We start from the raw sequence: 25,743 nt of genomic DNA, 5'->3' as shown, positions 1-25,743 counted from the left end.
AGGGGAATTCATGTCTTTAGAAACTGCTATTCAGGGGCTCTGTGACCTGCATATCCACGCGGGTCCCTCCATCTCCAAACGGTGTGTGGATGCTTTGGATGTCTTCCGGAACGCCGCTGCCAAGGGTTTTCGCGGCCTGGTCATCAAGGATCACTACTTCCCCACTATGATGAGTGCGCAGCTGGTCCAGAGCCACTTTGGTCAGGAGGAGGGTACTCCCCAAATTTTTGGCCAGATTGTCCTGAACAACGCCCAGGGCGGCATCAACCTCAAAGCCGTGGACGCAGCCTGCGGCATGGGCGTAAAGCTGGTCACAATGCCAACCGTCTCCGCAAAGCACCATATCCAGGCCTATGCCGGCAAGGCCTTTGTCGGGGGTGGCAGAGAGAGTATTCCTGAGACCCCTATCTACTATTTGGATGAAGGCGGTGCTCTTCTGCCGGAGGTGAACGCTCTCCTGGAATATCTGTCAAAACGACCCGAGGTCGTTTTAGCCACAGGCCACGGCTCCCCCGCCGAGATCGACGCTTTGCTTTCAGCGGCGGTGGAAAAGGGAATTTCGCGCATCCTGGTAAATCATCCCTTCTGCATGATTAATGCCACCCTGGAACAGATGTCCCGCTGGGCCTCCATGGGCGCGATCCTGGAGCTGAATGCCTGCGATATCGACCCAGTTTCCAGCTTTGCCGACGGCGATCCGGGTGTGGTTGGAGCCATGCTGGAAACTATTCCCGCCGAACGGCTGGTGATCGATTCCGATTACGGTCAAAACGGCAACATCGAGCCAGTGGAGGGGTTGATCCACTTTGCCCAATTCCTCCGCGATAAATTCGGAGTCAGCGAGGAGCAGATCCATCAGATGGGCGTTGTCACACCCGGTTGGCTTCTGGGCCTTCATGATTAATCAAACAATCAAAGGATAGAAAGGTGAAAAACAATGAAACTGTGCAGCTTTAACGTCGGTGAGATCAACCGGATTGGTGTGCTGATGTCCAACGGGCAGGTTGCGGACTGCAACTACGCCTATGCCGCATACCAAAAGGCCAAGGGCGCCCCCAGGGCGCAGCAGCTGGCGGATGTGGTGGTTCCCTCCGAGATGGTTCCGATGATTGAGTGCGGTGAACACGGCAAGGCTGAGCTGCGTCTGGCCATGGAGTATGTGGAGCAGCACCTGGACGCAACGGGCCCCTGCGGCGAACGCATTCTATACAACTGTGAGGACATCCACTTCCGCGCCCCTGTGCCCAATCCCGAGAAAATTTTCTCCATGGCGATCAACAACAAGTTCGAGTTTGAGCGCTGCATCAAGCCTGAGGGGCCCGCTCATCCCCTGTACTTCAGCAAATATAACTCCTGCCTGTGCGGCGCTTATGACGACATTGAAATCCCCGATATCGGCATCGTGGGCACCGAGGTCGAAATGGTATTTGTCATTGGCAAGGGCGGTAAGAATGTCCCTGAGTCCCAGGCCCGTGACTACATCTATGGCTTCACGGTGCATAACGACATCACGGCCTTTACGCTGCGGATGAACCGCGAGTGGCTGATCTGCGTCAACGGCGAGGGTAAGCAGGAGAAAGTCATGTATCCGGGCCGCTACAAGTGCTTCGACACGTTCGCCCCCATGGGCCCCTGGCTGGTGACGGTGGACGAGCTGCCCATTGACAAGGCGTTTGACCAGACCATGGAGGCCTATCTGGACGGCAAGAAAATGCAGGAGGGCTCCACCAATGAGATGCTCTTCCAGGTGGACTACATGATCCCCTATCTCAGTCAGGCCCATACCCTCAAGCCGGGCGATCTCTGCTCCTGCGGCACTGTGATCTCCTTTAACGAGAAGGAGTTCGATAATGCCGACCTTAGAAGCTACGACGGAAAGGTTCTGGAGTCCTATATTGAGCACATCGGAACCATGAAAAACCACATCAAGGCGATTTGATCTCTGTGCCGCCGTACGAGGAGCGGTCCTCCCGACTCCCGTTTCAGATGCTCGCGCCTCGCCTGCGGTGGCTGTCTCCTAAATTTCATTACAGCTTGCTGTGTGGGCATTCTTTCTGTGCCCCCAGCGCAGCAGAGAGGAAGGATCATTCAGCATGAGAGAAGCTGTGATTGTATCCATGGTACGCACGCCCGTGGGCAGGGTAGGCGGGGCTCTGTCCTCTATCACCGCGGCGGACCTGGGCGCCCTTGCTATCCGGGAGGCTGTTCGCCGCGCCGGTATTGACCCCGCGCTGATTGACGACGTCATCTTTGGAAATATCTTGAATAACGACTGGCAAAATATTGCTCGCGCCGCGGCGCTGGCTGCCGGCCTCCCCATGGAAGTCCCTGCCATCAAGGTGGACCGGGAGTGCGGCTCCGGCGCCAACGCCGTGGCCTTTGCCGCCATGTCCATCCAGTCCGGCTTTTATGACGTGGTGGTAGCCGGCGGCGTGGAGAGCGACTCCACGCGCCCCTGGATCATGGCAAAGCCCAAGAAGGCCTTTCAGGTTCCCTGTCCTGAGATGTTCTATGATCCCCCCAGTGTCACGGATGCCATTGGCGAGTGTCCCATGGTGGACACCGCGCAGAATGTAGGGGAAAAGTTTCACATGACCCGTCAGGAGTGCGACGGGTTTGCCCTGCGGTCCCATGAGCTGGCCGATGCCGCCTGGAACCGTGGATTCTACGACGAGAGTGTGATGGAAGTCTCCGTTCCCCAGCGCAAGGGCGCCCCCATCCGCATCAAGCGGGACGAGACCATCCGTCCGGAGACCACGATGGAATCCTTAGGACGACTAACTCCCGTTGCATACCGAGGTGATCTGGTAACGGCGGGCAACAGCTCTCCCCTTTGCGATGGTGCTGCTGCCCTGGTCCTCATGGATAAGGCGCTGGCGGATCGGTTGGGTCTGAAGCCCCTTGGCAAGATCACCGGCTATGCCGTGGCCGGCGTCCATCCCCACTTTATGGGTATGGGGCCCATGGCCGCGACGCCGAAGCTCTTGAAGAAAGCTGGAAAAACCCTGAGGGATATTGACATTATCGAGATTAATGAGGCTTTTGCTGCCCAAGCGGTTCCATGCTGCCGGGAACTGGGCTTTGACATGGCGAAGGTCAACGTCAACGGTGGGGCAATTGCTCTGGGGCATCCTATGGGCGGCACCGGGGCAATCCTTACCATCAAAGTCCTGGATGAGCTCCGGGACCGGGGCGAAAAAACCGGCCTTGTCACCATGTGTATCGGCGGGGGCCAGGGAATCGCCATGTTGGTGGAAAACTGCAGATTTTAATTTGGAAAGGTAAGATATCATACTATGAGGCCATTAGAGGGAGTGAGAATCCTCGACTTATCTCAGGCATACGCCGGCCCCTTTTGCACCATGAACCTAGCAGATCATGGCGCAGAGGTCATCAAGATTGAACGTCCCGGCGTTGGCGACCAGGTCCGCACTTGGGGCCCCATGAAAAACGGTGAAAGCGGTTTTCATGCTTGTTTGAACCGGAATAAATCCGGTATTACCCTGGACTTGAAGTCCGAAGAGGGAAAAGAGGTCTTTCGCCGGCTTTTAAAAACCGCAGATGTGGTCTGCGAGAACTACAAGGTGGGTGTGCTGGAAAAGCTGGGCTTTTCCTATGAGGCCATGAAAGCCATCAATCCCCGAATCATTTACGCCAACATCACCGGCTTTGGTCTGAACGGCGAGCTGGCGCACCGCCCCTGCTATGACATTGTGGCCCAGGCCATGGGCGGCATGATGGATGTCACTGGCTTTGCCGATGGACTGCCCACCAAGGTGGGCCCCGCAATCGCCGACAACTATACCGGCGCGCTTCTGGCCATCGGCATTCTCATGGCCCTCTACAAGCGTGAGCAAACCGGTGAAGGCGGCCATGTGGACGTTGCCATGGTGGACACCATGATTCACATCATGGATCACTTCGTCATCGACTACACCATTTTGGGGGAGCTCCACTCCCGCAGCGGCAACAGCGATCAGGCCATCGCCCCCTTTGACTCCTTCCAAGCAAAGGACGGCATGTTTGTTCTCGCCTGCGGCACCAATGAGATGTTTGCCAAGCTCTGCGACATGATGGGCCGGCCGGAGCTGCCTCAAGACTCCCGCTTTGTCACGAACTTTGAGCGCTGCAACCACTACGCCGCCCTCAAGCCTCAGATTGAGGCTTGGAGCACCACCAAGACCGTCCAGGAGCTGGAGGAAATGATCCTGGCAGCGGGTATCCCCTTCGGCCGTATTCAAAATATTGAACAGCTGGTGAACCATCCCCAGACCAGAGCTAGAAATATGCTCTGGGAAGTTGACCAGCCCGGTATGGGAAAGATCACCATCACTGGAACTCCCATTAAAATTTCCTATGAGGAAGACAGCATCATGAAAGCCGCCCCGATGCTGGGAGAAGATACTTCAAAAATCCTGGCCTCCATCGGCTATACTCCTGCGGAGCTCTCTGCGCTCTCTCGAAAGGGCGTCATCTAAATCTGGCAAAGCACACTACATAGCTCGCCAAAAAGGACTCCTGTCCGAACCTCCAAACAGGGTTCGGACAGGAGTCCTTTTCATATTCTGAACAAATGTTGTCTGCTAATTGCCAAAACCCCGTTTTTCATTTGCTAGGATAGGAAAGAGACAAAATCAGAGGCCGACTTCCAGGATTTCTCCCGGCTGCCAACAACCCCTGCCTGCTCAGCAGCCCCGGCTCACAAACTCACGCTTGGGATCAGTAATGTCCTGACCGGGCGCCTGTTTGACGGCCTCATCCTCTGCTTTGAGCCAGCCTCAAGGTCTCCTCCTTCATATCCCGCAGGATGGTTCGGCGCTCGTCACTCATCCCTATGAAATCAATCTTGAAATCTGTAAGGATGTGAAGTTCTTCCGGGCTCAGGGTCTGGTGAGGCCGGCTTCGCAAAAATGTGTAGATGGTCGCAATGTCAAAGGCCCGGAAATAAAATTTCTTTTTCTCTTTGGCTGTCATATCGGAAATGGAATCCGGCAGTGGAAAGGCAAGCCGTTCCATCCGCTTGGCACGGGCAAACGACCACGAGTTTTCCGCATGGCGGTCCCGGAATGTATCAAGATTGCTGTCTGGCACATCGGAGTAATACACCAATGTGTGGGAACGGTTTGCCAAATCATAATTCTCGTCATACGGATAGGTTCCAAAATCCAGCATATGCCTGATATAGTCCAGTTCCACTCGCTCTCCTCCAAGAAAAGATGCACTGATTGCACAGCATCGCTTCAAAACCGCTTCGAAATAGGGCTGATCATACTTTGCACCTGTGTTGGTATCATATTCATAGACAAACTCCAGAAAACGGATACGCATATCCCGTTCGATCTCCGGCGGAAACCGCCCCATGCGGAAGATAATCTCGTATTTCAGGGTCAGAAACGGATTTTGCTTTTCGCTGACTGCAGACAGCGTGTCATTCATGGAGTCGGACAGTGTTTGGTCGCAAAGATTCTCGATTGCAAATTGCCGCTGAAGCATGTCCCTAACAGACGGCAGTAAGGTATATGCATAGAGCCGAACCATCAATTTCATTGTAAGAATCTGCTGCTCTTCCGAGTCAGCGGAAAAGGCGTCTGTGATAAAATCCGCAAAGTCATTCGAATAGGGACTTTTCATCACGTCCACGCACTCTCTGGACAACGTATCCTTTTGAAATTGGATGTGATAGTATCTGGCCACAAGATACTCATAAAAGGTCTCATGGGTAAGCCCTACCTTCTCATCTCTCTGGCCAGATCTCTGCTTTAAAATCGGTGCCAAGGACGGAAAAGACGAAACCGTTTTTTCCCCATTCGTATACGCATCGAAAACCGCTTTAGCAACCTCGTCAATCTCATGGTCCACATCATAGGAGGCATGGTGGTTTCGGCCTTGATAAACACTGATCAACGTACGGAAGAATTCCGAGTAAAAGGAAAACTTGTTTGAAGTTAGCGCGATATCGTGCTGCCCATACAGTTTCATATAAAGCAGCAGCTTTAGCAGCAGTGGAGAGTTGATAAAGTTCCACGGAATTTCTCCATGCCTCATATCATTTCTGACAGCTTGCAGCCTGGGAAAGTGCTCCTCCTTCAAACTGTCGAGAATCCGGTCTGAAAGGACGGCCAGCTGTACCTGTTCCCAGGGCTTTACTGCATATCGATGGTCAAAATGGTTCTCCTGTAAATGTTTATTGGCAAATTCTGTGCGGCAGCTGAACCGTGGAACCAACACCTGCACACTGTCCTGGATTTCCGCCAGGATCTGCCGGAACCGCTCCATATTGTCATCTGTCAGTTCATCCACACCATCAACATACAAAAGCAGTTTACGAAGTCTTGCCGCTTTGATTCTTGCCAAAAGCTCCTCTCTTCTCCGTCTACCGTCCTCCTTGAGCAAATTCAATAGTGCTTCCGCGTCAAAATAATAAGTGCCTGTCTTGGCAGAGAGCCGGCGCCTCCTGCATTGCCGACGCCAGCATGTATGAAAATCATGCTTCAAAATTTCGGATTTCCCACAGCCCGCCTCACCGGTAATCAAATAGGACCCCTCAAAATGGGGCAGCTCATTCGTATACTGACTGTCCGTGTCCACATTGATAAGCGTCATATTCTTTGAAAAGCTCTTTTGCAGGGTGCGGTCCTCTTGAAAAAAGACGCTTTCCCGCTCATGACTCTTGACAATTTCCTGTGCGTCATGGTGGAGCTTGTTATATGCGTCAATCCGCACAGTTCGCTCCGCTCTGTGCCTCCACCTGTAAATCAGAAAGATTCCCCCTGCAAATGCAATCAGCAAAGGAACAAGGATTGCTACGACGTCAATGATCTGATCTGTTGTAAGGGAACTGGCAGCTAACACCTGTGCTTGAATCAACATCTGTGCGCACTCCTTTCCTGTCCATCCCCGATCAGGGGGTCAAAATCGTATTCTCTATAGAAAACAATCCTCCATACTCCCTATTTTACTACAGTTCTTTATTCTCGACAAGCACCAGAAGCCTTGTTGAATCCTGGTTTCTCCCATAAGTATCTGTGATGAAATACATGTTCACCCAGCTCAGGGTTCTTCATGAGCGGCTCATTGCTTCTGGAAGCCGGTGGAGTGCCAGCGCATGGTTTCTATCCCATCAGAAAGCAAAATCTCAAAAAACCTTCCATCAACGATCATTTGTCTCTAAATATGAAAAGGGGCGGAGTTTTCACTCCGCCCCTTCACTATTGCAGCTTCGAAAGCTGACAATCCTTCATTGTGCAATACTCTGGCAGAAACGGCTGAGGATCACCGCCGCCTGAGCCCGGGTTGCATTTCCGCCGGGAGACAGTGTAGTGGCACTGGTGCCATTAACCAGCCCCTCGGCATTGGTCCACTGAAGCGCCTCCACTGCATAGGAGCTGACCGCGCCAAGATCAGCATATCCGCTCAGGTCGGCTCGGGCAGATGTGTCATAGCCCTGCTGCTGAGCAAACCGATACAGGATGGCCGCCAGCTGCTGACGGGTAATGGTGTCATTGGGGCCAAATCGACCGTCGCCATAGCCGCCCACAATTCCTTCGCTGGCGGCCCAGCGGACGGCTTCCCCATAGTACGCCGTCGGCGCTACATCGTTAAATTCCATCAGGTAGTCCACTGTGGGGCTGCCGGCCTGCCTCCAGAGAATCGCCACGATCATTCCTCGGCTGGTGGTGGCATTGGGGGTAAAGGTGGTGGCTGTGGTGCCGTTCATCAGGCCGTTCTCATAGACATACTCCACCGCACTGCGGAACCAGGCGTCCTCTGCAACATCCGCGAAGGGCAGGGACGAAACTCTGGTGAAGGCAACCTGAACCTCCACGCGGGAGTTTGGCATCTTGAAGGTATACTGTCCATCGCCCTTTTCAGTCAGTTTCACCTCATTGCCCTTACGGTCCGTAACGCTCAGGTTGTCCAGCTCATATCCGGCGTCCGGTGTCACTGTCAGGGTCACTGTCTCACCGGACTCTGCATAGCGGGGGCTTGCCTTGACAGTCCCACCAGGGGTCCTGGAAGGCAGAGAGATGGTGTAATCAGAATCATGATCGGAGGAGCTGCCACTGCTGTTATTGTCATCAGGCGTCACCGGCGTGGGGGGCGTGTAGACGCTGACCGTATAGGTATTGCCGCTTCTGGTGAGGACAAACCCGCTTCCGGCAGCAATGGTGTCCTTCATGGTAAAGGTTTTAGGGTCCAGCGTAAAGGTCACTGCTCTGGAGATCGTAATAGTCCCTGTCGTATCGCTATTTTTCAGCAGTGTGATCGTCTGCCCGCTCTGCACCGTTTTGACAGCAGCCGCCAGGGTATCAAAGTAGGCGGTCTGGCCGTTTGCGGTAATCGAGGCGACATAGGTTTGTTCGGGATTTTCGGGTTTTGCAACGAGCTTATAGACCGTATTCCCGTTTGCGTCCTGCTCCGTGACGACCACCTTCTCACTCTCACCTGAGGTCACGTCGGCGGTCAGCTGCACGCCGGGCGCTACCACCAGAGTGATGTTTTCTTGCAGCTCTACATCCGTGGAAATCGTGGAATTGCCAAAAACAGAGATTTGTGTCTTTTCCGTAGCGTCGGGGTCCAGACTTGCAATCGCCTGCGTGACGTTAGCAAAATAAGCTGTGCTGCCATCCGCGTTGATAGAGGCAGGAGCCACGCTGCCGGAGACCGTCAATGTTGTGTTGGACTTGCTGGTAGTCTGGGTGTTCCCGTTGGTGGTCACTGTATTCTCACCTGTGGTCACAGAGGTGATTCCGGACAGTTTGCCATTGACTTGCCCACCAGACACCGTGACATGGGTCGTCTGGGCCGTGTTTTTTTCTGTATTGTAGACAGTCACAGCATTGCCCTTTTGACTGGTCAGGGTGCCACCGATAATATTGACCGTCAGCAGATTGCTGGTTTGATACTGTCCCTCTGCGCCATACATCTGCGAGGTAAGCAGCAGGGCAGAACCCTCAGGGGACGAACCACCGTTTGTAGGCTCGTCAGCCTTATATGCAGCTGTTCCGATAATCTGCGCGTTCTCTTTGACGGTGATGGTACCCATCTTGGCCTCAATTCCTGTTCCTCCAGTAATAACTGCATCACCGCCGACTGTCAGTTCACCCTCCATAGGCCAGTAAATGGCGGTATACTCTTCACTGGCTGTCAGGGTACCACCTGTGATGGTGGCTTTTGTACCAGCCGACCGCTGATTATTCCCGGATACTGGATAGTAGACCACATCAATAGAACCGGCCGTCATCACAAACTCCGCACTCTTATTTTTTTCGTGCGTACTGTTTGTGACTGCCGAGCTGGCATTGAAGTCAAAGGGATAGAAGCTGTTGAACAGCCCCACGCCAAATGCCGTTGTGCTTTTCAGCTTTGCGCCCTGAACGGTGATCTTACCGCCATAGGTATTCACAACTCGCTCTGTGGTGGTCAGGGTAAGACCCTGATCCAATACCACATTTCCAAAATAATTGAGGATTCCCCGATAGCCAATCACGGCTCCATTCGTCAAGGTAAGCGTGCCGCTGTTGGTATACTCACAATCTTCGGGCTTGGTCGCGCTGCCCTTATCAAAGCTTCCAAACTGGATCGTGTACCCACTGTCCGGCCCCCGCAGAGTTTTGCCGCCCAGGTCCAGGGTCACGTTCAGGTCCTTATTGATCTGAATAGTCTCAGTTACGATCTGGTCCTTGCCAAGACTAACCGTGATGCTGCCTCCTGCACTGGCTTTGTTGACTTCTTCAATCGCGGCAGCCAGGGTACCAAAAGAGTTGGTCTCGCCGCCGTTGATGGTCACGCTTACAGGATCAGCAGGCGTTTCACCGCTGCTCTCTCCCACGATCAGGGAGCCATCGGGCTGGATCTGAATCTCTTTGTCCGTATCTAAATACCGATCCAGATCCGGAACGGCCTTTTCAAAAGTGCCGCCGCTGATGGTGATCTCGGAATTGTCATTTGTCGAAGCCGCTATGTTTTGAATATCAAACGTGCCGCCGGAGACCGTGAGGTTCGATGCCTCCTCTTGCGTATAAGATTTCGTCAGCGCGGGAGCAGTAAACTCGCCGTCCACAATCTTGTTATTGGATTCGCTGAACGTATAGAAAACAGCACCTTCGCTGTCTACGCTGACTGTTTTGCCTGCGGCAGGTTCAATGGTCGTGTTGCGGGTCTGAAACGCATGGCTCTTCGTCTGGAAGGTGCCGCCAGTCACAGAGACCGGAGTAAACGCGGCATAGACGCCCATGGAATTGGACACGACCTCTCCGCCGGAAATGGAAACGGATGTGGCACTATTATTCGCATAGATGGCGGCGGAAGAGCTATATGTAGATTCCTGAGTAACCTTGCCGCCCTCCATGGTAAAGGTGCCGGCGTTACCATTGACATAAACAGCATTCCCGCCGTCCACGGTATTTTGGATCTCGCCGGCCGTCATAGTCAAATTGGCAGACGAATTGACTTGCACTGCAGAGCCACCCTTTGCAGTGTTGATCACGGTACCGCCAGAAAGGGTGGCTGTGCTGGAAGAGTTCAAGAAGAGCGCATAACCGTTGGAAGCGGCGTTTTCCAATGTTCCACTCTTCAGCTCAAAGCTGCCACCGACATAAATCAAATTAGAAGAACCCGCATCTTGATTGGTAATCTTGCCATTACCCTTACTATCCTCAATGACCAAGCCACCAGAGGTCTGAACAAAAAACGCCTGTCCATTGGTTGCCGTAATGGTGTGGCCATTCAGGTCCAGTGTTAAAACCTTAGCTGGAGTCTCTGGGCGAGAACTGGCCCATCCGCCCACAGTGGTTTTTTCTGTCACCGTCACATTTGTAGCCAGGCGGTAGGTGCCGCTCGTCGGCAGGGAATCTGTACTTGTCCACTCTGTATAACCGTCTGCTGGTTCGTCCAGCAGCACCGTGGGGTCATTGCCGTCGCCACCACCGGCAGGATCTGCGGCCGGACAGCCTTCCTCATGGGCCACTGCTGTGCAGCCTTCCGTCTTCGTACACTCCGCCTCTGTGGCAAAGGCCATGGTTGGCATCATGGATAGCAACAAACACAACACCATAATGCCTGCTAAACACTTCTTCCGCATCAATTCTTCCTCCTTCATGTGATATGAAATCCGCGACTATCCAGGGTCCACGTTGTTGAGGCCCTACCGGGCAGCAGTTGTTTTGCGTCACTCTGGGGCCTGAGCAGTTGCAAATCATGTGCTACTCCACAGTGCCTGGCAATGACAGTCCTCCAACTGTATACAAAATGATTATTTTGTTTTGGCCCGCAATTTACCTCATAAATATATTGCAACAAAATGATTATTTTGTCAATACAGGCAGAGACTAATCAACCATAAATTATTTAACAATTTTTCGTACATACCACAAAAAAGGGCGTAAAAACTAGGCCGTTTGAAAGTTACCCTCAAAAACGGCCTAGTTTTCATGCAAAAAACTTGCTTTTTCGCAAAAACCGCGTTACAATGCGACTACAGTCTATAATATCCGCCGGTTTAAAATGTCAAAATAATCATTTTGTCTAGCACACCAGACACAGACGATCCAGGGTGCGGGCGTGTTCAGCGCCTGTGGAAATCAGGTAAATGCGGGTCGTCTCAATGGAGCTGTGCCCCAGCACGTCGGCAAGACGGGCTACGTCCCGGGTTGCCCGGTAAAACAGCCGTGCGAACAAATGCCGCAGGTTGTGAGGAAATACCTTGGATTCTGCCACTCCCGCCTGCTTGCACAGGCTCTTCATCTCCGCCCAAATCTGTTTTCTTGACAAGCTTCCGCCGCCCTTGGTGAGGAATACCTCGCCAGAGGCGGTGTGGTTTTTTCTGGCATACTTTATAAGCTTTCGCGCCAGCTTGCCGGGAATCAAGATCGTACGCACCTTGCCCTTGAGCCTGACCTCCGCTCGTCCAGCATAGGCCGCTTCCACTGTGATATAGCGCACCTCGCTCACCCGAATCCCAGTGGCACAGATCGTCTCCAGCAGCAGGGACAGCCGCTCCCTCCCCTGCGTCTGTGCTGTGGCAACCAGGCGGTCGTATTCCTGCCGGGTCAGCTCTCTGTCCTGGTCCCGAAAAAGGCGCCGCTGAATCCGCAGTGGTTTCACCCGGCACTCAGGCCAGCCCACAAATTGAAAAAAACGGTTGAGGGCCGCCAGCATGGAGTTCACAGTGGCCGGCGCATAACCCAGCGTTACCAGGTGTTCTCTCCAGGCAGATGCCTCCTCCCGACTGACCGGCCGCTCGGCAAGCCACGCAGCAAAGGCTCCCACGTCCCGCTGGTACTTCTCCACAGTCCCCGCGCTGCGCTCCTCTTCCCGCAGCTGACAGACAAATGCACCCATTTGATCTAAGTCTATGTGTCTCATGTCAGAATCTCCCCCTTTGATTGATGTGTCCTATTGTATCTTACAAATCTCTTCCTATTCAAAGGGGAACGGTATTTTCTTTGCCAACAGGTATCTGAGGGCGGCGTCCATCTTCTGGCCAAAGGAAAAGCGCCGGCTGCCTCTCAGGGCAGCCGGCGTGCGAATATGCTGTTATTTCTTCTCTGTAGGCTCCTCCGTCACCGCGGGATTAGGGAGTTCCACACCGTTCATTTTCACCTCATAATCAGAGCCGAAGGGGTTGGGGAACATAGCAGGCTTAGCAGCGGCAATACCGGCCTTGACCTTGGCATCGTAGTCCTTGCCCCAATAGGCCCGCAGATACAGCTCCCGAATCTCGGAAATCAGCGGATAGACAGGGTTTGCACCGGTGCACTCGTCATTGAAGGCATTTTCGCTCATCTCATCCAGGCCGCCCATAAAAGCCTTCTCGTCAATGCCATAGTCATGGATGCTGGCAGGAATGTCAATGGCAGCCTTCAGGTCCTCCGCAGCCTTGATGAAGTTGTTGAAGGTCTCTTGATCGTTCTTACCCTTCATGCCGCAGTACTCGGCAATCTCCACATACCGCTCAAAGGCATGGGGATACTGATACTGAGAGAAGGTCCCCATCTTGGTGGGTGTGCGCTGGGCGTTGTACTTGCAGATTTCTGTGAACAGCAGCGCGTTGGCGGTGCCGTGGGGGATGTGGTGCCAGCCGCCCAGCTTGTGGGCCAGGGAGTGGTTCACGCCCAGCATGGCGTTGGCAAACGCGATACCAGCAAGACACGAGGCGTCCGCCATCTTGATCCGGGCCTCCGGGTCCTTGGCGCCGTTCTTATAGGCTCTGGGCAGATAGTTGAAGACGCTCTTGATGGCCGTCAAGGCGAAGCCGTCCGTATAGTCGCTGGCCATGATGGAGACGTATGCCTCCACTGCGTGGGTCAGCACGTCATAGCCAGAGGCGCGGGTCACGCCCTTAGGCATGTTCATCATATTGTCCGCGTCCACAATGGCCATGGTCGGCAGCAGCTCATAGTCCGCCAGGGGCCACTTGGCACCAGTGTTGGCGTCGGAGATGATGGTGAAGGGCGTCACCTCGGAGCCGGTGCCAGCGGTGGTGGGGATGCACACCAACTTGGCCTTAATGCCCATCTTTGGGAACTCATAGACGCGCTTGCGGATATCAATGAACACAGTAGCCAGGTCCAGGAAGTCCTCTTCGGGATGTTCATACATCAGCCACATAATCTTGGCTGTATCGATGGCGGAGCCGCCGCCGATGGCGATGATCACGTCGGGCTGGAACTCGTGCATGGCAGGCAGCCCCTTCATAGCGTCCTGAATCTGGGGGTCCACCCGGATGTCATAGAAGATGCTGGTAGCAATCCCCATCTCCGTCAGCTGGTCAATGACCGGCTGGCACATGCCCATTTCAAAGAGGTTGGCGTCAGTGACGATGAATGCCTTCTTAGAGTGGTAGTAATCCTTCAGCTCCCGCAGGGCAACCGGCGTGCAGCCCTTCTTGAAGTAGACCTTCTCAGGCAGTCTCAGCCACAGCATGTTCTCTCTCCTCTCCGCCACGGTCTTGATGTTCAGCAGCTGATGGATATTGGTCTGACCGGCGAAGGAGCTTCCGCCCCAGGAGCCGGGTCCCAGCGTCAGGGACGGGGCGGTATCAAAGTTGTAGAGATCACCGATGCCGCCAAAGGAGGTGGGCATGTTGATCAGCACCCGGGCGGTCTGCATCTTGGCGCCGAAGGCGTCGATCTTCTCACGCTCGGTGGGGTCCACATACAGCGCGCCGCTGTGACCCGCGCCGCCTTCACTCACCAGCTTATAACAGATATCCAGGGCCTGCTCAAAGGTCTTGGCCCGGTACATCCCCAACACGGGGCAGAGCTTCTCGTTGGCCCAGGGGTTGTCGTGGCTTAAATCGTCCGTCTCCGCAATGAGCACCTTGGTGCCCTCGGGAATCTGGATGCCCGCCATCGCCGCCAGCTGAGCGGGGGAGCGCCCCACAGCGGTGGCCTTGACGCCATGGGTGGCGGCGTTGAAAAACACCTCGCCGATCTTCACAGCCTCTTCCTGGTTCAGGAAATAGCAGCGGTTATCCTGGAATTCCTTTTTCACCTTGTCATAGATACTGTCCAAAACGGTGACATGCTGCTCCGCCGCGCAGATCATGCCGTTGTCAAAGGTCTTGGAGTGAATGGTGGAGGAGACCGCATTCTTAATATCACAGCTGTCGTCAAAGATGACGTTGCAGTTGCCCGGTCCAACGCCAATGGCAGGAGTACCGGAGGAGTATGCCGCTTTCACCATGCCGGCGCCGCCTGTGGCCAGAATCAAATTGACCTCCCGCATCATCACCTGGGTCATCTCAATGGAGCTCTCGTCCATCCAGCAGATGATGTTCTCCGGAAGCCCTGCCTTCTCTGCCGCCTCTTTCATGATGCGGGCCGCCTCAATGGTGCAGCGCTTAGCAGTGGGATGGGGAGAGATCAAAATGGCATTGCGGGTTTTCAGGCAGATCAGAATCTTGAAAATACAGGTAGAGGTGGGGTTCGTCGTGGGGGTCACAGCGCCCACGATACCTACTGGCTCAGCGATCCGCTTGGTACCGAAAGCCTTGTCCTCCTCGATGACGCCGCAGGTTCTGACATGCCGGAAGTAATTATGTACATGCTCGGAGGCGTAGTTATTCTTGATCACCTTATCCTCCACAACGCCCATGCCAGTCTCGGCCTGGGCCATTTTTGCCAGGGGAATTCTTGCCTTGTCAGCGGCCATGGCCGCCTGCTTGCAGATCTCGTCCACCTGTTCCTGTGTGAACTTGCTGTAAACAGCGGCTGCCGTGCGCATTTCTGCCAGTTTAGCTTCCAGAGTCTCCACAGAGTCAATTCGGTCAATCTTCTTTGCCATGTTGTCCTCCTGTCAGCAAAATGAATCCCTCTTGTAAATTTATATGCATCAGGCTATATGTAAAGTCTGACGATACACAGATCTTTCACGAAAAGTTCCAGCAGATTAAACCTGTGAGATACCCTCCTGTTCCCACGCACAGCCCACACCCAAAATTGTATATTCTAACAAAATTTTAACAGTTTTTTATTCGTTCTCTGTTCTTTTTATAGAATAGTGCTCCTGTAAATAAATGTCAAGCATCGTCGCCTTTTTAACAAAACTTTTGTATTAATTGCCACTTATTATTGAAATCTATTGTCATTTCTTCCAAAATTGTTAAGTTAATATCGTAACTAATTCCTATATATTCTGCGGACGGCTAGGAGAAGCGTTCCTTCTAGCTTTATCTCTGGATTCGTTGGAACAAACTGGATACTGCTTCTCCATATTTCCTATTTAATTTCCTCCTTAATAAGATTCACGATTTGCACATAATATACATAATATATTTATATTTTTTCACCCGCTTTTTCTTCACTGGTATAATCTATGCGGTCGGAACTCCTAACAGAAGTTCCCCTACAGTTTGTTTCGATATAGTCTCTTTTTTGAGTGCTAATGGCCACAGGGATTCCATGGTGGCTTTCTCCCGATCTACCGTCAGAAGCGTTGGCAGAAAAAATCGGAACCGCTTATTGCGGTTCCGATCTATGGGCTATCTCTTGAATCTGGGTTCCAGCCGCCAGATCAGCAGGGGTCAGGGTCCCTGCTGCATCTAGGAGGGCGGTGTGGAAACTCCCCGGCCCCCGGCCTTGGGTTCGCTCCTCCGCCTGGGCGGCACAGACCTTCCAAAACGCAGAGGCCAGCAGCGCCGCCTCCCGTGCACCGGCAACGGCGGCAAAGGCCCCACAGAGGACCGAGAGCATGCAGCCCGTCCCGGTGATCCTGGACATTTGGTCGCTCCCTCCCCACAGTACCCAGGTGGAAGCTCCGTCGGTAACAATGTCCTCTGGCCCTGATAGCAGTACCACGGTACGGCGGCTCCGAGCCAGCGCCACAGCAGCATAGAGCCGTTCTCGCTGACTGGCGGGTCCGGGGCTGTCCACGCCCTGCTCCCGGCTGTTCATCGCCAGCAGGGCCTGAGCCTCTCCCAGATTCACCCGCAGGATAGACGGCGTCCAGAGGTGGAGGAGTTCTTGGGTGCGCCGCAGCCGCCAAGGGCTGGCGCCCACCCCTACCGGGTCCAGCACCACCGGATGTCCCAGGCGGACGGCCTCACAGCCGCAGAGCCTGCAAACCTCAAAGCGCTCCTCGTCCGGGGTGCCGGTATTGAGCACCGTAGCGGACGCAGCAGCGGTGATCTCCGCCATCTCCTGGGGAGCGCAGGCCATCATGGGGCTGGCGCCCACCGCCAGGGCCAGGTTCGCGCAGTCGTTGGCGGTGACTAGGTTGCTGACACAGTGGATCAAAGGGCGCTGGCGCCGCAGAGCCTCCAGCGGGGCAACATCCAACATGGCAGTCCCCTCCTATGAAACATTTCTTTTAGTGACTCAGGGCGGTTTGCATGGAGTGCAGAGCGCCGCTCTTTTTCAGGGCCGTCAGCAAGGCACCCGCCAGAATAGACCCGGCGGCGGTGGAAATCAAGAACGGTACTACAAAGGCGGTGTAAGTCTCCGGCGTCAGACCCATCAGCTCTTTGGCAACGGGATAGGCAGCAAGCCCCCCAATGACACCGGTGCCGAAGACCTCTGCCACCAGGGTAGCGGGCAGATTTTTCATTTTCCAGTACACCAGACCGCACAGCAGCGCACCGCACATGCTCCCCGGAAAGGCCATCAAGGACCCTAGATGGAAGAGGTTTCGCAGCAAACTGGCCACAAAAGCTACTGCCACGCCCCAGCCTGGACCCAGAAATACAGCGCAGACCACATTCACCATATGCTGCACCGGCGCGCACTGGCTGCCCAACACCGGGAACTGCAGCAGACTGCCCACCACGGCCACAGCGCACAGTACGCCGGCCAGGGCCATTTTTTTCACTTGAGCATTTCTCATAAAAAAACTCCTTTGCATCAGACATGAACCGCAGGGAGAAAACGTCTTGACGAGCAGCGTTTTCCCCTTGCACAGCAAGGTGACAGGCGGAAACACCGCCTGCGGAAACTCGGTCGAGGCTTCCTGGCCTCCTCTCACGCCGGAACACGGCTTCCCATCGCTGCTTGTCTGGCCCGGACCCAGGGCGCTCCCCCTCGGCCCGCTCCCGGTCTTCCGGGGCGCCGCAATTCTCTCCGCGCACACTCCTTTCACAAAAGAGTTGAAAACAGCGGGCACCCGCATGGGTGCCCGCCGCGCCAAGCTGCCTGAACGACTTCCTACGGTGGCATGACCCACATCAGGTGAAGGGTCGAAGCATTTGCTTCCTCTCAGCCCAAATGGACTCCCCTGTCTTGGCACCATTATGCCATCGGAAGAAAAACTTGTCAAGGGGGTTGAAAAGCGGCGGAAAGAGGTGTACAATGCGGATAAATGAAAAAGGGGAGTCCGCTGCCGCGGGCTGAGAGGGGACTGGAAGGTCCCGACCCAGAACCTGATTTGGATCATGCCAACGTAGGGAAATCAAGGGACGCCGCGAACGACCGATTTTGGCACGTTCGCGGCATTTTTGTATCCGGGACTTTCCCAGGGGAGGAGTTTTGCATATGGATCGAACGAAACTGCGGCTGTACGCCGTTACGGACCGGGCTTGGGCGGCGGACGGGGATTCATTCTTCCGTCAGGTGGCCGCCGCTGTCGCCGGCGGAGCCGACATTGTTCAGCTGCGGGAAAAGCATCTGGACCCCCAGGCATTTTTGACGGAAGCGAAGCGGTTTGTGGCGCTGTGCCGGGAGCAAGGTGCTCTCAGCATCATCAACGACAGTGCCGAGATTGCTGCTCAGGCCGGGGCGGACGGCGTCCATGTGGGACAGGGGGATCTGGAGGCCAGCCATGCCCGGGCGCTGTTAGGGCCAGACAAGCTGATCGGCGTCTCCGCCCACACGGTGGAGGAGGCCTTGCGGGCTCAGGCGGCTGGCGCCGACTATCTGGGCGTGGGCGCCGCCTTTGTCACCGGCACCAAGGCCGACGCCTCCCCCATCTCCCGAGAAACCATCCGAGCCATCACAGCCGCAGTGAACATCCCCGTGGTGGCCATCGGCGGCATCAGCCAAAATAACATTTTGCAGCTCAAGGGCTGTGGGCTGGATGGCGTGGCGGTGGTATCCGCCCTCTTCGCACAGCCGGATGTGCAGGCCGCGGCCCGAGAGCTCAAGCGGCTTTCAGAGGAGATGGTCCGGTAATCACTCCCCATGGGAACAGCGGCCTGCGGGCCGTTTCCGGCGGCAGATTGGGGGCACCACCTTCTGTCGCCTAATAAAACTGTGCTGTATTTTGGAAAGGAGTAAAAAACGATGAAAACAGCATTGACCATTGCTGGGACCGATCCCAGTGGAGGCGCCGGTATCCAGGCCGACATCAAGACCATGACCGCCCACGGGGTATTTGCCACCTGTGCGGTCACAGCTCTTGTGGCCCAGAACACCACCGGCGTGAAGAGTATTGTCGAGTGTACCCCGGAGTTTCTCGCGGAGGAGCTGGACTGCGTGTTTACGGATATTTTTCCTGACGCAGTAAAAACCGGTATGGTCTCCAGCGCCCCCCTGATCCGCGTCATCGCGGATCAGCTCCAGCAGTACGGAGCAAAGAATGTGGTGGTGGACCCAGTGATGGTGGCCACCTCCGGAGACCGGCTAATCTCCGAGGATGCTCTGGAAACCCTGAAAGAGCGCCTGTTGCCCCTGGCCACTGTCCTGACCCCCAACATTCCAGAGGCGGAGATTCTCTCCGGCGTGTCCATTGCCGATACCGCCGGCATGGAGGCTGCTGCCCGAGCCATCAGCGAACGCTACGGCTGCGCGGTTCTCTGCAAGGGCGGCCACCAGGTCAGCGACGCCGACGACCTTCTCTGGAGAAACGGCGCAGGCAAGTGGTTTCATGGCCGGCGGATCAGCAACCCCAACACCCATGGCACCGGCTGTACCCTCTCCAGCGCCATTGCCTCCAACCTGGCCAAGGGCCGCGACCTGGACACCGCTGTGGAGCAGGCCAAGGCCTATATTTCCGGTGCCCTCGGGGCCATGCTGGACCTGGGCCGTGGTTCCGGCCCTATGGACCACATGTTTGCCCTGAGGGGGGAGTTCGTGGAATGATTTCCCTGACTATCACCGCAGTTTTCGCGGTAGTCTATCTGCTGGCAACTTTGGGGCTATGCCGCGGCGTCAAGCTGGACGCAAGGGCACTGTGCCTGGGGGGCGTGGTCTGCGCCTTGACGCTGGTGCTGGCCAGCATTCGAGTTCCATTGCCCACCGGCTCCAACATCACCTGCGGGTCCTGGATTCCTCTGATGCTGTTGGCTTTGGTGTATGACTACCGGCTGTCCATACTAGCGGGCTGGGTGTGCGGCCTTCTGGCCATGATTCTGATCCCCGGTTGGCAAGCGGTTCACTGGGCGCAAATTTTCGTGCAGCAGCTGGTATGCTTTTCCTGCCTGGGCTACGCCGGCATCTTCGGCTCTGAGAAACGGCAAAAGGCTCTTTGCGGCATGGTTCTCGCCGTGTTTCTCCGCTGCTGCGGGCATGTGCTCAGCGGTGTCATCTTCTATTCTCAGAACGCCTGGGACGGATGGGGCGCCTGGGGGTACAGCCTTGCCTACAACCTCTCCTCCAGGCTGCCGGAGGGGATTTTAAGTATCGTCATCGTTTCGCTTCTGCCGCTGAAGCTCCTGCGGCGGAGCGCGCTGAAAGGAGGCGCTGTATGAGCACCGTGGAACGGCTGCTGAAAGCAACAGAGGAAATCTGGGCAGGGTATCATGAAAAGCCCTTTGTCCGGGGACTGGGGGACGGCACGCTGGACGTCAAAAAATTCCGCCGCTATATCATCCAGGATTACTGGTATCTCATGGACTACACGAAAGTCTTTGCCGTAGGCGTTGCCAAGAGCAAGAGTGTGGAGGTCATGAAGCTCTTTGCCAAGTATATCCAGGCCATTCTGGATGGTGAGGTGAATGTCCACAACGGCTATATGGCCGACTTCGGCATCACCCAGGAGGAGCTGGACCACACCCCCATCGCCCAGGACAACCGCTCCTATACCTCCTATATGCTGAGCGTCGCCTACCGGGGCGGCGAGGCGGAGGTGCTGACCGCCATCTTCTCCTGCGCGTACAGCTATGAAGTCATCGCCCGCCAGATCGTGGCTGAACGCCCGGATGCGCCGGACCACCCCCTGTACGGAAGATGGGTTCGGGGCTACATCACGGAGCGCTATACCGGGAACAATGTGATCCTCAAGAACATGCTGGAACAGCTGACGGCGGACTACACAGAAGCGCAGCTGCGGGAGCTGGAGGAAATCTTCACAGCCTGCTCCCGGTATGAAGCCTCCTTCTGGGACATGGCCTGGGAGCAGCGCGTTTGATCGCCTGCCCCTGGGAAAACGCTTTTGTATCAAAGAGGAACCGATATGAAAAAAACCTCCACCTTTCAAAACGCCCTGATCTGGTTTGGCGCCGGGGTCTCCCTGGCGGAGATTCTTACAGGAACCAGCTTCGCCCCCCTGGGGATGGCAAGAGGCTTTGCCGCCATCCTCATCGGACATGTGATCGGCTGCACGCTGTTTTTTCTGGCGGGTCTGATTGGCAGCCGAACAGGCAAGAGTTCCATGGAGACTGTAAAGCTGTCCTTTGGCCAAAAGGGCGGGCTGCTGTTCGCCTTTTTAAATGTCCTGCAGCTAGTGGGCTGGACTGCTATTATGATCTACGACGGCGCTCTTGCCATCGGCGGTATCTTCCCCGTGGGCCATTGGGTGTGGTGCGCCGTGATCGGAGGACTCATCATTGTGTGGATTGCCGCGGGTGTCACCAATCTGGGATGGATGAATCGAATTGCCATGGCCGCACTGCTGGTTCTGACCGTGCTGCTGTGCAAGGTGATTTTCTTCGGCAACGACCCGGCCTCTGTCTCAGGCGAGGCCATGAGTTTCGGTGCGGCAGTGGAGCTGGCGGTGGCTATGCCCCTGAGCTGGCTGCCCCTCGTCAGTGATTATACCCGGGAGGCGGAGAAGCCCTTTGCCGCCACTTTAGCCAGCGCCGTCACCTACTTTGCCGTCTCCTGCTGGATGTATGTGATCGGTATGGGCGCTGCCATCTATACCGGGGAATCTGATATCGCGCAGATCATGATGCGGGCGGGCCTTGGTGTCGCGGCGCTGGTAATCCTGGTGCTCTCCACCGTGACCACCACCTTCCTGGATGCCTGGTCCGCCGGCATCTCCGCCGAATCACTCTGCAAAAACATCCATGGAAGGCCCACCGCCATCGCAGTGACCGCCGCAGGCATTCTCGGCGCCATTCTCTTTCCCATGGACGACATTACCGGCTTTTTGTATTTGATTGGCTCCGTGTTCGCCCCCATGGTCGCCGTACAGATTGCAGACCACTTCCTTTTGCTGCGAGACCGCTCTTCCGCAGCCTATGACGGGCGGAACCTGTCCGTCTGGTTGATCGGCTTTGTGCTCTACCGTTTGTTGATGCGGCTGGACATCCCAGTTGGCTGTACACTGGCGGATATGGCTCTCACCGTGGCGCTGTGTCTGCTTGCGGACATGGTGTTTCGAAGAGGCCCGCATCTTCAAAAAACTTAAATTCTCTTTCAGAATGGTTTCAGCTTTCTGGGATATCCTTGAAGAAAATCCTGTCAGGAAAGGAACGGATATCCTATGGAAGAGAAGACGAAACGCAAGATGATCTCGCCGGACGTGCTGCGGCGGCTGAAAAAACACCTCAAGTGGCTGATCCCTGTGCTCTTAGCAGTATGTATTGGCGTCGGATTCCTTTTTCGCCTCCCAGCCGGTCAACAGGCAGCAGCTTCTGCAACCTATCAAACCGCCGCGACTGAGACCCGCGATATCACAAAATCCCTCACGGGCAGCGGGACACTGGAACCGGCAGACTCCTATACGGTCAATACGCTGGTGTCCGGAGAGGTCCTCAGTGATACCTTTGAAGAGGGTGACCAAGTAGAGGAGGGACAACTTCTCTATACGCTGGATTCCTCCAATGCTTCCAGCAGCCAGACCCAGGCCCAAAATTCTTACTCCCAGGCGCAGTCCAACTACCAGCAGGCAGTGAACGCCAAATACCCCTCTGCGGATATGGGCGGCACAGTCTCTGAGGTATATGTGAAAAACGGTGAGAGCGTCAGCGCAGGGACAGAGCTTGTGCGGATTGTAGGGGACAACAACATCTATATGACCTTCCTGTTCCCCTACGCCAGTCCCTCTGACTTTTATGTAGGGCAGACGGCTACCATTTACATCGGAAACTTTGACGGCACTACCTCCGGCACCGTTACAGCGGTCTCCTCTTCCTCCATCACCACCAACACCGGATTGCAGGCGGTCTCTGTACAGGTCAAAGCTCCCAACCCAGGGCTGGTTACTGAGGACTATACTGCTGTCGCTTCCATCGGCAGCTATACCAGCTATGGCCAGACCGCCATCAACCTCAGTTCTTCCAGCGTCATTACTGCTGAGGTCTCTGGTAAAATCAGCGGCTTGAACTGGCTGCCAGGCGACGCCATCTCCAGCGGTGAGCGGATCTGCACCATCACTGGCAGCACCGCAGATAGTCAAGTGGAAAGCGCTCGCATCAGCCTCAGCAATGCCTCCACTTCCCTGGAAAACGCCCAGGACAGTCTGGACGACTATACGATCACCGCTCCCATCTCCGGCACTGTTGTCACCAAGAACGCCAAGGCCGGCGACAACATTGAGGGCGGCTCTGACAGTACGCTGTGCGTCATCTACGATATGAGTTATCTGGAAATGACGCTGAACATTGATGAGCTGGACATCTCTGAGGTTGCCGTGGGGCAGGAGGTCCAGATTACCGCTGACGCGGCAGAGGGCCAGGTATATACCGGCGTAGTTACCAATGTTTCCATTGCAGGTACTACCTCCGGCGGCATCACCACCTACCCTGTCACCATTCGTATTGACGAAACTGACGGTCTCCGCCCCGGCATGAATGTGGATGCGGAGATCCTCCTGGACTCCGCCCAAGGTGTTCTGGCTGTACCCAGCGCTGCGGTGAACCGGGGCGACACCGTCTTAATCACCGCTGATTCTCCCAGCGCCGCAAACGCCTTGGACCAGGAGGCCCCTGAGGGCTATGTCTATGTGTCGGTGGAACCTGGCATCAGCGATGAGAGCTATACCGAGATTATCTCCGGTCTGCAGGAGGGCGACACGGTGGCCTATCTGCAGACATCCTCCAGCAGTGACTCTATGGACTTCATGGCTGTCGGCATGATTCCCTCTGGCGGAGGCGAGATGCCCAGCGGCGGGATGCCCAGCGGTGGGATGCCCAGCGGTGGGCCGGGAGGTTTCTGATGGGCGCACTGATTGAATTTCGAGAGGTGTGCAAGTATTATCAAATGGGTGACACCACGGTGAAAGCCGCAGATCGCATCTCTTTTCAAGTGCAAAAGGGCGAATTGATTGCCATTGTGGGCCAGTCCGGCTCCGGCAAGTCCACCTGTATGAATATCATTGGCTGTCTGGATGTTCCTACCTCCGGCACCTATCTTCTAGATGGGCAGGACGTGGGCCAGCTGGATAAAAATGAGCTGGCGGTAATCCGCAACAAAATGCTAGGCTTTATTTTTCAGCAGTATAACCTTTTGCCCAAGCTGACGCTGCAGGAAAATGTAGAGGTCCCGCTGATGTATGCCGGCGTACCTAAGGCTGAGCGGCAGGAACGGGCCAGGATTGCCCTGGAAATGGTGGGACTTGGTAACAAGCTGCGCCACAAGCCCATGCAGCTCTCCGGCGGTCAGCAGCAGCGGGCATCCATTGCCAGAGCTCTTGCCGGAGACCCGGCTGTGATCCTGGCCGATGAGCCTACCGGCGCCCTGGACTCCCACACTGGCCGTGAGGTGCTCTCCATGCTGCAAGAACTCCACGCCGCCGGCAACACAGTGGTGCTCATTACCCATGACAACTCCATTGCCGTCCAGACCCAGCGGATTATCCGTCTGGAGGACGGGCAGGTTGTCTATGACGGGGACGCCCAAGCCCCGGAAGCCATTGTGGTTCCTGGCGCCGCCGGAAGGAGGGGCGTGACATGAATTTGATGGAGACCTTTCAGCTGGCTCTCAAAAATATTCTGGGCAGCAAGATGCGGACCTTTCTCACCATGTTGGGTATTATCATCGGTGTGTGCGCGGTGATCGTGATCGTAGGACTTGGCAACGGTATGCAGGGCTATATTGAAGATAGCTTTTCTGACATGGGAACGGACTCCCTGACGGTAAACATCATCGGCCGCGGCTCCTCCCGGAGCGTGTCTGAGGAGGAGATGTATGCGCTGGTGGAGGAAAACAGCGACTCCTTCAAGCAGATTTCCCCCACCGTCACCATGTCGAGCCTGGTCAAGGTCGGCAGTGATTCCCTCACCGCAACCTCTGTCACCGGCGTCAGTGAGGACTATTTTGAGATGAAGGGCTATAGCCTTGCTGCCGGCCGGGGCCTGCAGTATACGGATATGACCGGTCGAAAGAGAGTTTGCGTGGTGGGACAGTATCTCAACACCTATTATTATGGCGGAAATGCCGTGGGCCAAACCCTGCGGATCAACGGCAACGCTTTCACCATTGTCGGGGTTATGGCCGCGGAATCTGGCGAATTGGAAGAAGGCGGCGCCGATGACTGTGTCTTTCTCCCATACTCCACGGCGGCACGCCTCAGCTATACCGGAACGGTCTCCAGTTACACCATCACCGCTCGGAACACGGACCATATTTCCGAGGCCAAGACACTGTTGGAGAGCGCTCTCTATGAAATTTTTGAGGATGACGATGCATACACCGTCAGCAGTATGGCAGAAATGGTGGAGCAGATGAACTCCATGGTCAATATGGTCATCTATATCCTGGCAGGGATTGCTGCCATTTCCCTGGTGGTGGGCGGCATCGGCATCATGAACATCATGCTGGTATCCGTCACGGAGAGAACCCGTGAGATTGGCATCCGCAAGGCCCTGGGCGCCAAAGAGAGCGCCATCATGCGCCAGTTCGTGATTGAGGCGGCTACCACCTCGTCTCTCGGCGGCGTGCTGGGCATCCTGCTAGGGTATGCCCTGTCCGCCGCGGCCACAGCGGTGATCGCCCAGGTTCTGCCTGACACTCCCATCGCGGTGAATCCCAGTCCAGCGGCAGTCCTGATCGCCTTCGGCGTGTCCACCGGTATTGGTGTGATCTTCGGCTATCTGCCGGCCAAAAAGGCCGCGCTTCTGAATCCCATCGACGCGCTGCGGTACGACTGAGCGGCTGCAAAAAAGCGGACCTGAAAGCAAGAATGTCAGGTCCGCTTTTTCATGTT

The 25,743-nt window shown here is 55.5% G+C and carries 18 protein-coding genes and 1 riboswitch; of the genes, 12 read left to right on the top strand and 6 right to left on the bottom strand.

Annotation, left to right across the window (positions count from 1 at the left end; translation table 11 throughout):
• Positions 1-10 precede the first annotated feature (10 nt).
• From KJS55_RS10990 to KJS55_RS10975, 4 genes are all read left to right on the top strand, one after another.
• On the top strand, positions 11-904 hold the full coding sequence (locus tag KJS55_RS10990) for a DUF6282 family protein (protein ID WP_213543339.1): 894 nt from the start codon (positions 11-13) through the stop codon (positions 902-904).
• Between the two features lie 33 nt (positions 905-937).
• Entirely contained in the window at positions 938-1,939 is a 1,002-nt protein-coding gene (locus tag KJS55_RS10985; RefSeq protein WP_187029791.1) for a fumarylacetoacetate hydrolase family protein, read from the top strand.
• A gap of 154 nt (positions 1,940-2,093) precedes the next feature.
• A complete protein-coding gene (locus tag KJS55_RS10980) occupies positions 2,094-3,272 on the top strand; it encodes a thiolase family protein (RefSeq protein ID WP_213543338.1) in 1,179 nt (392 codons plus the stop codon).
• Positions 3,273-3,296: 24 nt separating this feature from the next.
• Positions 3,297-4,478: a CaiB/BaiF CoA transferase family protein gene (locus tag KJS55_RS10975; protein WP_213543337.1), complete on the top strand. Its 1,182-nt coding sequence runs from the start codon at positions 3,297-3,299 to the stop codon at positions 4,476-4,478.
• Between the two features lie 277 nt (positions 4,479-4,755).
• Here KJS55_RS10975 and KJS55_RS10970 read toward each other — a convergent pair whose 3' ends face one another.
• The 6 genes from KJS55_RS10970 to thiW form a co-directional block, all read right to left on the bottom strand.
• Positions 4,756-6,870 (bottom strand): AAA family ATPase, encoded by a 2,115-nt coding sequence (locus KJS55_RS10970; protein WP_187029785.1) that lies wholly within the window; start codon positions 6,868-6,870, stop codon positions 4,756-4,758.
• Positions 6,871-7,237: 367 nt separating this feature from the next.
• Positions 7,238-11,083, bottom strand: coding sequence for an S-layer homology domain-containing protein (locus KJS55_RS10965; protein ID WP_213543336.1), 3,846 nt, complete (start codon positions 11,081-11,083; stop codon positions 7,238-7,240).
• A gap of 443 nt (positions 11,084-11,526) precedes the next feature.
• Positions 11,527-12,366 (bottom strand): tyrosine-type recombinase/integrase, encoded by an 840-nt coding sequence (locus tag KJS55_RS10960; RefSeq protein ID WP_213543335.1) that lies wholly within the window; start codon positions 12,364-12,366, stop codon positions 11,527-11,529.
• Positions 12,367-12,537: 171 nt separating this feature from the next.
• On the bottom strand, positions 12,538-15,288 hold the full coding sequence (adhE, locus tag KJS55_RS10955; protein WP_213543334.1) for a bifunctional acetaldehyde-CoA/alcohol dehydrogenase: 2,751 nt from the start codon (positions 15,286-15,288) through the stop codon (positions 12,538-12,540).
• Between the two features lie 674 nt (positions 15,289-15,962).
• Positions 15,963-16,784, bottom strand: a complete 822-nt coding sequence (gene thiM / locus KJS55_RS10950) for a hydroxyethylthiazole kinase (RefSeq protein WP_213543333.1) — start codon at positions 16,782-16,784, stop codon at positions 15,963-15,965.
• Positions 16,785-16,812: 28 nt separating this feature from the next.
• Positions 16,813-17,325, bottom strand: a complete 513-nt coding sequence (gene thiW / locus KJS55_RS10945; RefSeq protein WP_187029777.1) for an energy coupling factor transporter S component ThiW — start codon at positions 17,323-17,325, stop codon at positions 16,813-16,815.
• Between the two features lie 297 nt (positions 17,326-17,622).
• Positions 17,623-17,724: riboswitch (TPP riboswitch) on the bottom strand.
• A gap of 245 nt (positions 17,725-17,969) precedes the next feature.
• Between thiW and thiE the strand changes: the two genes are divergently transcribed.
• The 8 genes from thiE to KJS55_RS10905 all read left to right on the top strand — a co-directional run bounded on the left by thiE (position 17,970) and on the right by KJS55_RS10905 (position 25,687).
• A complete protein-coding gene (gene thiE / locus KJS55_RS10940) occupies positions 17,970-18,605 on the top strand; it encodes a thiamine phosphate synthase (RefSeq protein ID WP_346345690.1) in 636 nt (211 codons plus the stop codon).
• 111 nt (positions 18,606-18,716) lie between these two features.
• The gene (thiD, locus tag KJS55_RS10935; RefSeq protein WP_187029772.1) at positions 18,717-19,514 is read left to right on the top strand and encodes a bifunctional hydroxymethylpyrimidine kinase/phosphomethylpyrimidine kinase; all 798 of its coding nucleotides are present in this window, start codon (positions 18,717-18,719) and stop codon (positions 19,512-19,514) included.
• Positions 19,511-20,122 carry an energy-coupled thiamine transporter ThiT gene (locus KJS55_RS10930; RefSeq protein ID WP_213543332.1) on the top strand — a complete coding sequence of 204 codons (612 nt, stop codon included), beginning with the start codon at positions 19,511-19,513 and terminating at the stop codon, positions 20,120-20,122. Before thiD ends, KJS55_RS10930 begins: the two co-directional genes overlap by 4 nt.
• The gene (tenA, locus tag KJS55_RS10925) at positions 20,119-20,781 is read left to right on the top strand and encodes a thiaminase II (RefSeq protein ID WP_187029768.1); all 663 of its coding nucleotides are present in this window, start codon (positions 20,119-20,121) and stop codon (positions 20,779-20,781) included. The genes KJS55_RS10930 and tenA overlap by 4 nt, the downstream gene beginning before the upstream one ends.
• Before the next feature lie 45 nt (positions 20,782-20,826).
• Entirely contained in the window at positions 20,827-22,005 is a 1,179-nt protein-coding gene (gene cytX / locus KJS55_RS10920; protein WP_187029766.1) for a putative hydroxymethylpyrimidine transporter CytX, read from the top strand.
• 75 nt (positions 22,006-22,080) lie between these two features.
• Complete coding sequence (locus KJS55_RS10915; RefSeq protein WP_213543331.1) at positions 22,081-23,754, top strand: RND family efflux transporter; 1,674 nt, start codon at positions 22,081-22,083, stop codon at positions 23,752-23,754.
• A complete protein-coding gene (locus KJS55_RS10910; RefSeq protein WP_213543330.1) occupies positions 23,754-24,491 on the top strand; it encodes an ABC transporter ATP-binding protein in 738 nt (245 codons plus the stop codon). Before KJS55_RS10915 ends, KJS55_RS10910 begins: the two co-directional genes overlap by 1 nt.
• Complete coding sequence (locus KJS55_RS10905; RefSeq protein ID WP_187029759.1) at positions 24,488-25,687, top strand: ABC transporter permease; 1,200 nt, start codon at positions 24,488-24,490, stop codon at positions 25,685-25,687. The genes KJS55_RS10910 and KJS55_RS10905 overlap by 4 nt, the downstream gene beginning before the upstream one ends.
• Positions 25,688-25,743: the final 56 nt, after the last annotated feature.

It is taken from the genome of Pusillibacter faecalis (assembly GCF_018408705.1).
Lineage (GTDB): Bacteria > Bacillota > Clostridia > Oscillospirales > Oscillospiraceae > Oscillibacter > Oscillibacter faecalis.
Note: the sequence above shows the minus strand (reverse complement) of the source record. Positions and strands in the feature narration are given on the sequence as shown.

Coding starts and splice junctions, on each gene's coding strand:
- KJS55_RS10990 (WP_213543339.1), top strand. CDS start 11: ATGTCTTTAGAAACTGCTATTCAGGGGCTCTGTGACCTGCATATCCAC.
- KJS55_RS10985 (WP_187029791.1), top strand. CDS start 938: ATGAAACTGTGCAGCTTTAACGTCGGTGAGATCAACCGGATTGGTGTG.
- KJS55_RS10980 (WP_213543338.1), top strand. CDS start 2,094: ATGAGAGAAGCTGTGATTGTATCCATGGTACGCACGCCCGTGGGCAGG.
- KJS55_RS10975 (WP_213543337.1), top strand. CDS start 3,297: ATGAGGCCATTAGAGGGAGTGAGAATCCTCGACTTATCTCAGGCATAC.
- KJS55_RS10970 (WP_187029785.1), bottom strand. CDS start 6,870: ATGTTGATTCAAGCACAGGTGTTAGCTGCCAGTTCCCTTACAACAGAT.
- KJS55_RS10965 (WP_213543336.1), bottom strand. CDS start 11,083: ATGCGGAAGAAGTGTTTAGCAGGCATTATGGTGTTGTGTTTGTTGCTA.
- KJS55_RS10960 (WP_213543335.1), bottom strand. CDS start 12,366: ATGAGACACATAGACTTAGATCAAATGGGTGCATTTGTCTGTCAGCTG.
- adhE (WP_213543334.1), bottom strand. CDS start 15,288: ATGGCAAAGAAGATTGACCGAATTGACTCTGTGGAGACTCTGGAAGCT.
- thiM (WP_213543333.1), bottom strand. CDS start 16,784: ATGTTGGATGTTGCCCCGCTGGAGGCTCTGCGGCGCCAGCGCCCTTTG.
- thiW (WP_187029777.1), bottom strand. CDS start 17,325: ATGAGAAATGCTCAAGTGAAAAAAATGGCCCTGGCCGGCGTACTGTGC.
- thiE (WP_346345690.1), top strand. CDS start 17,970: ATGGATCGAACGAAACTGCGGCTGTACGCCGTTACGGACCGGGCTTGG.
- thiD (WP_187029772.1), top strand. CDS start 18,717: ATGAAAACAGCATTGACCATTGCTGGGACCGATCCCAGTGGAGGCGCC.
- KJS55_RS10930 (WP_213543332.1), top strand. CDS start 19,511: ATGATTTCCCTGACTATCACCGCAGTTTTCGCGGTAGTCTATCTGCTG.
- tenA (WP_187029768.1), top strand. CDS start 20,119: ATGAGCACCGTGGAACGGCTGCTGAAAGCAACAGAGGAAATCTGGGCA.
- cytX (WP_187029766.1), top strand. CDS start 20,827: ATGAAAAAAACCTCCACCTTTCAAAACGCCCTGATCTGGTTTGGCGCC.
- KJS55_RS10915 (WP_213543331.1), top strand. CDS start 22,081: ATGGAAGAGAAGACGAAACGCAAGATGATCTCGCCGGACGTGCTGCGG.
- KJS55_RS10910 (WP_213543330.1), top strand. CDS start 23,754: ATGGGCGCACTGATTGAATTTCGAGAGGTGTGCAAGTATTATCAAATG.
- KJS55_RS10905 (WP_187029759.1), top strand. CDS start 24,488: ATGAATTTGATGGAGACCTTTCAGCTGGCTCTCAAAAATATTCTGGGC.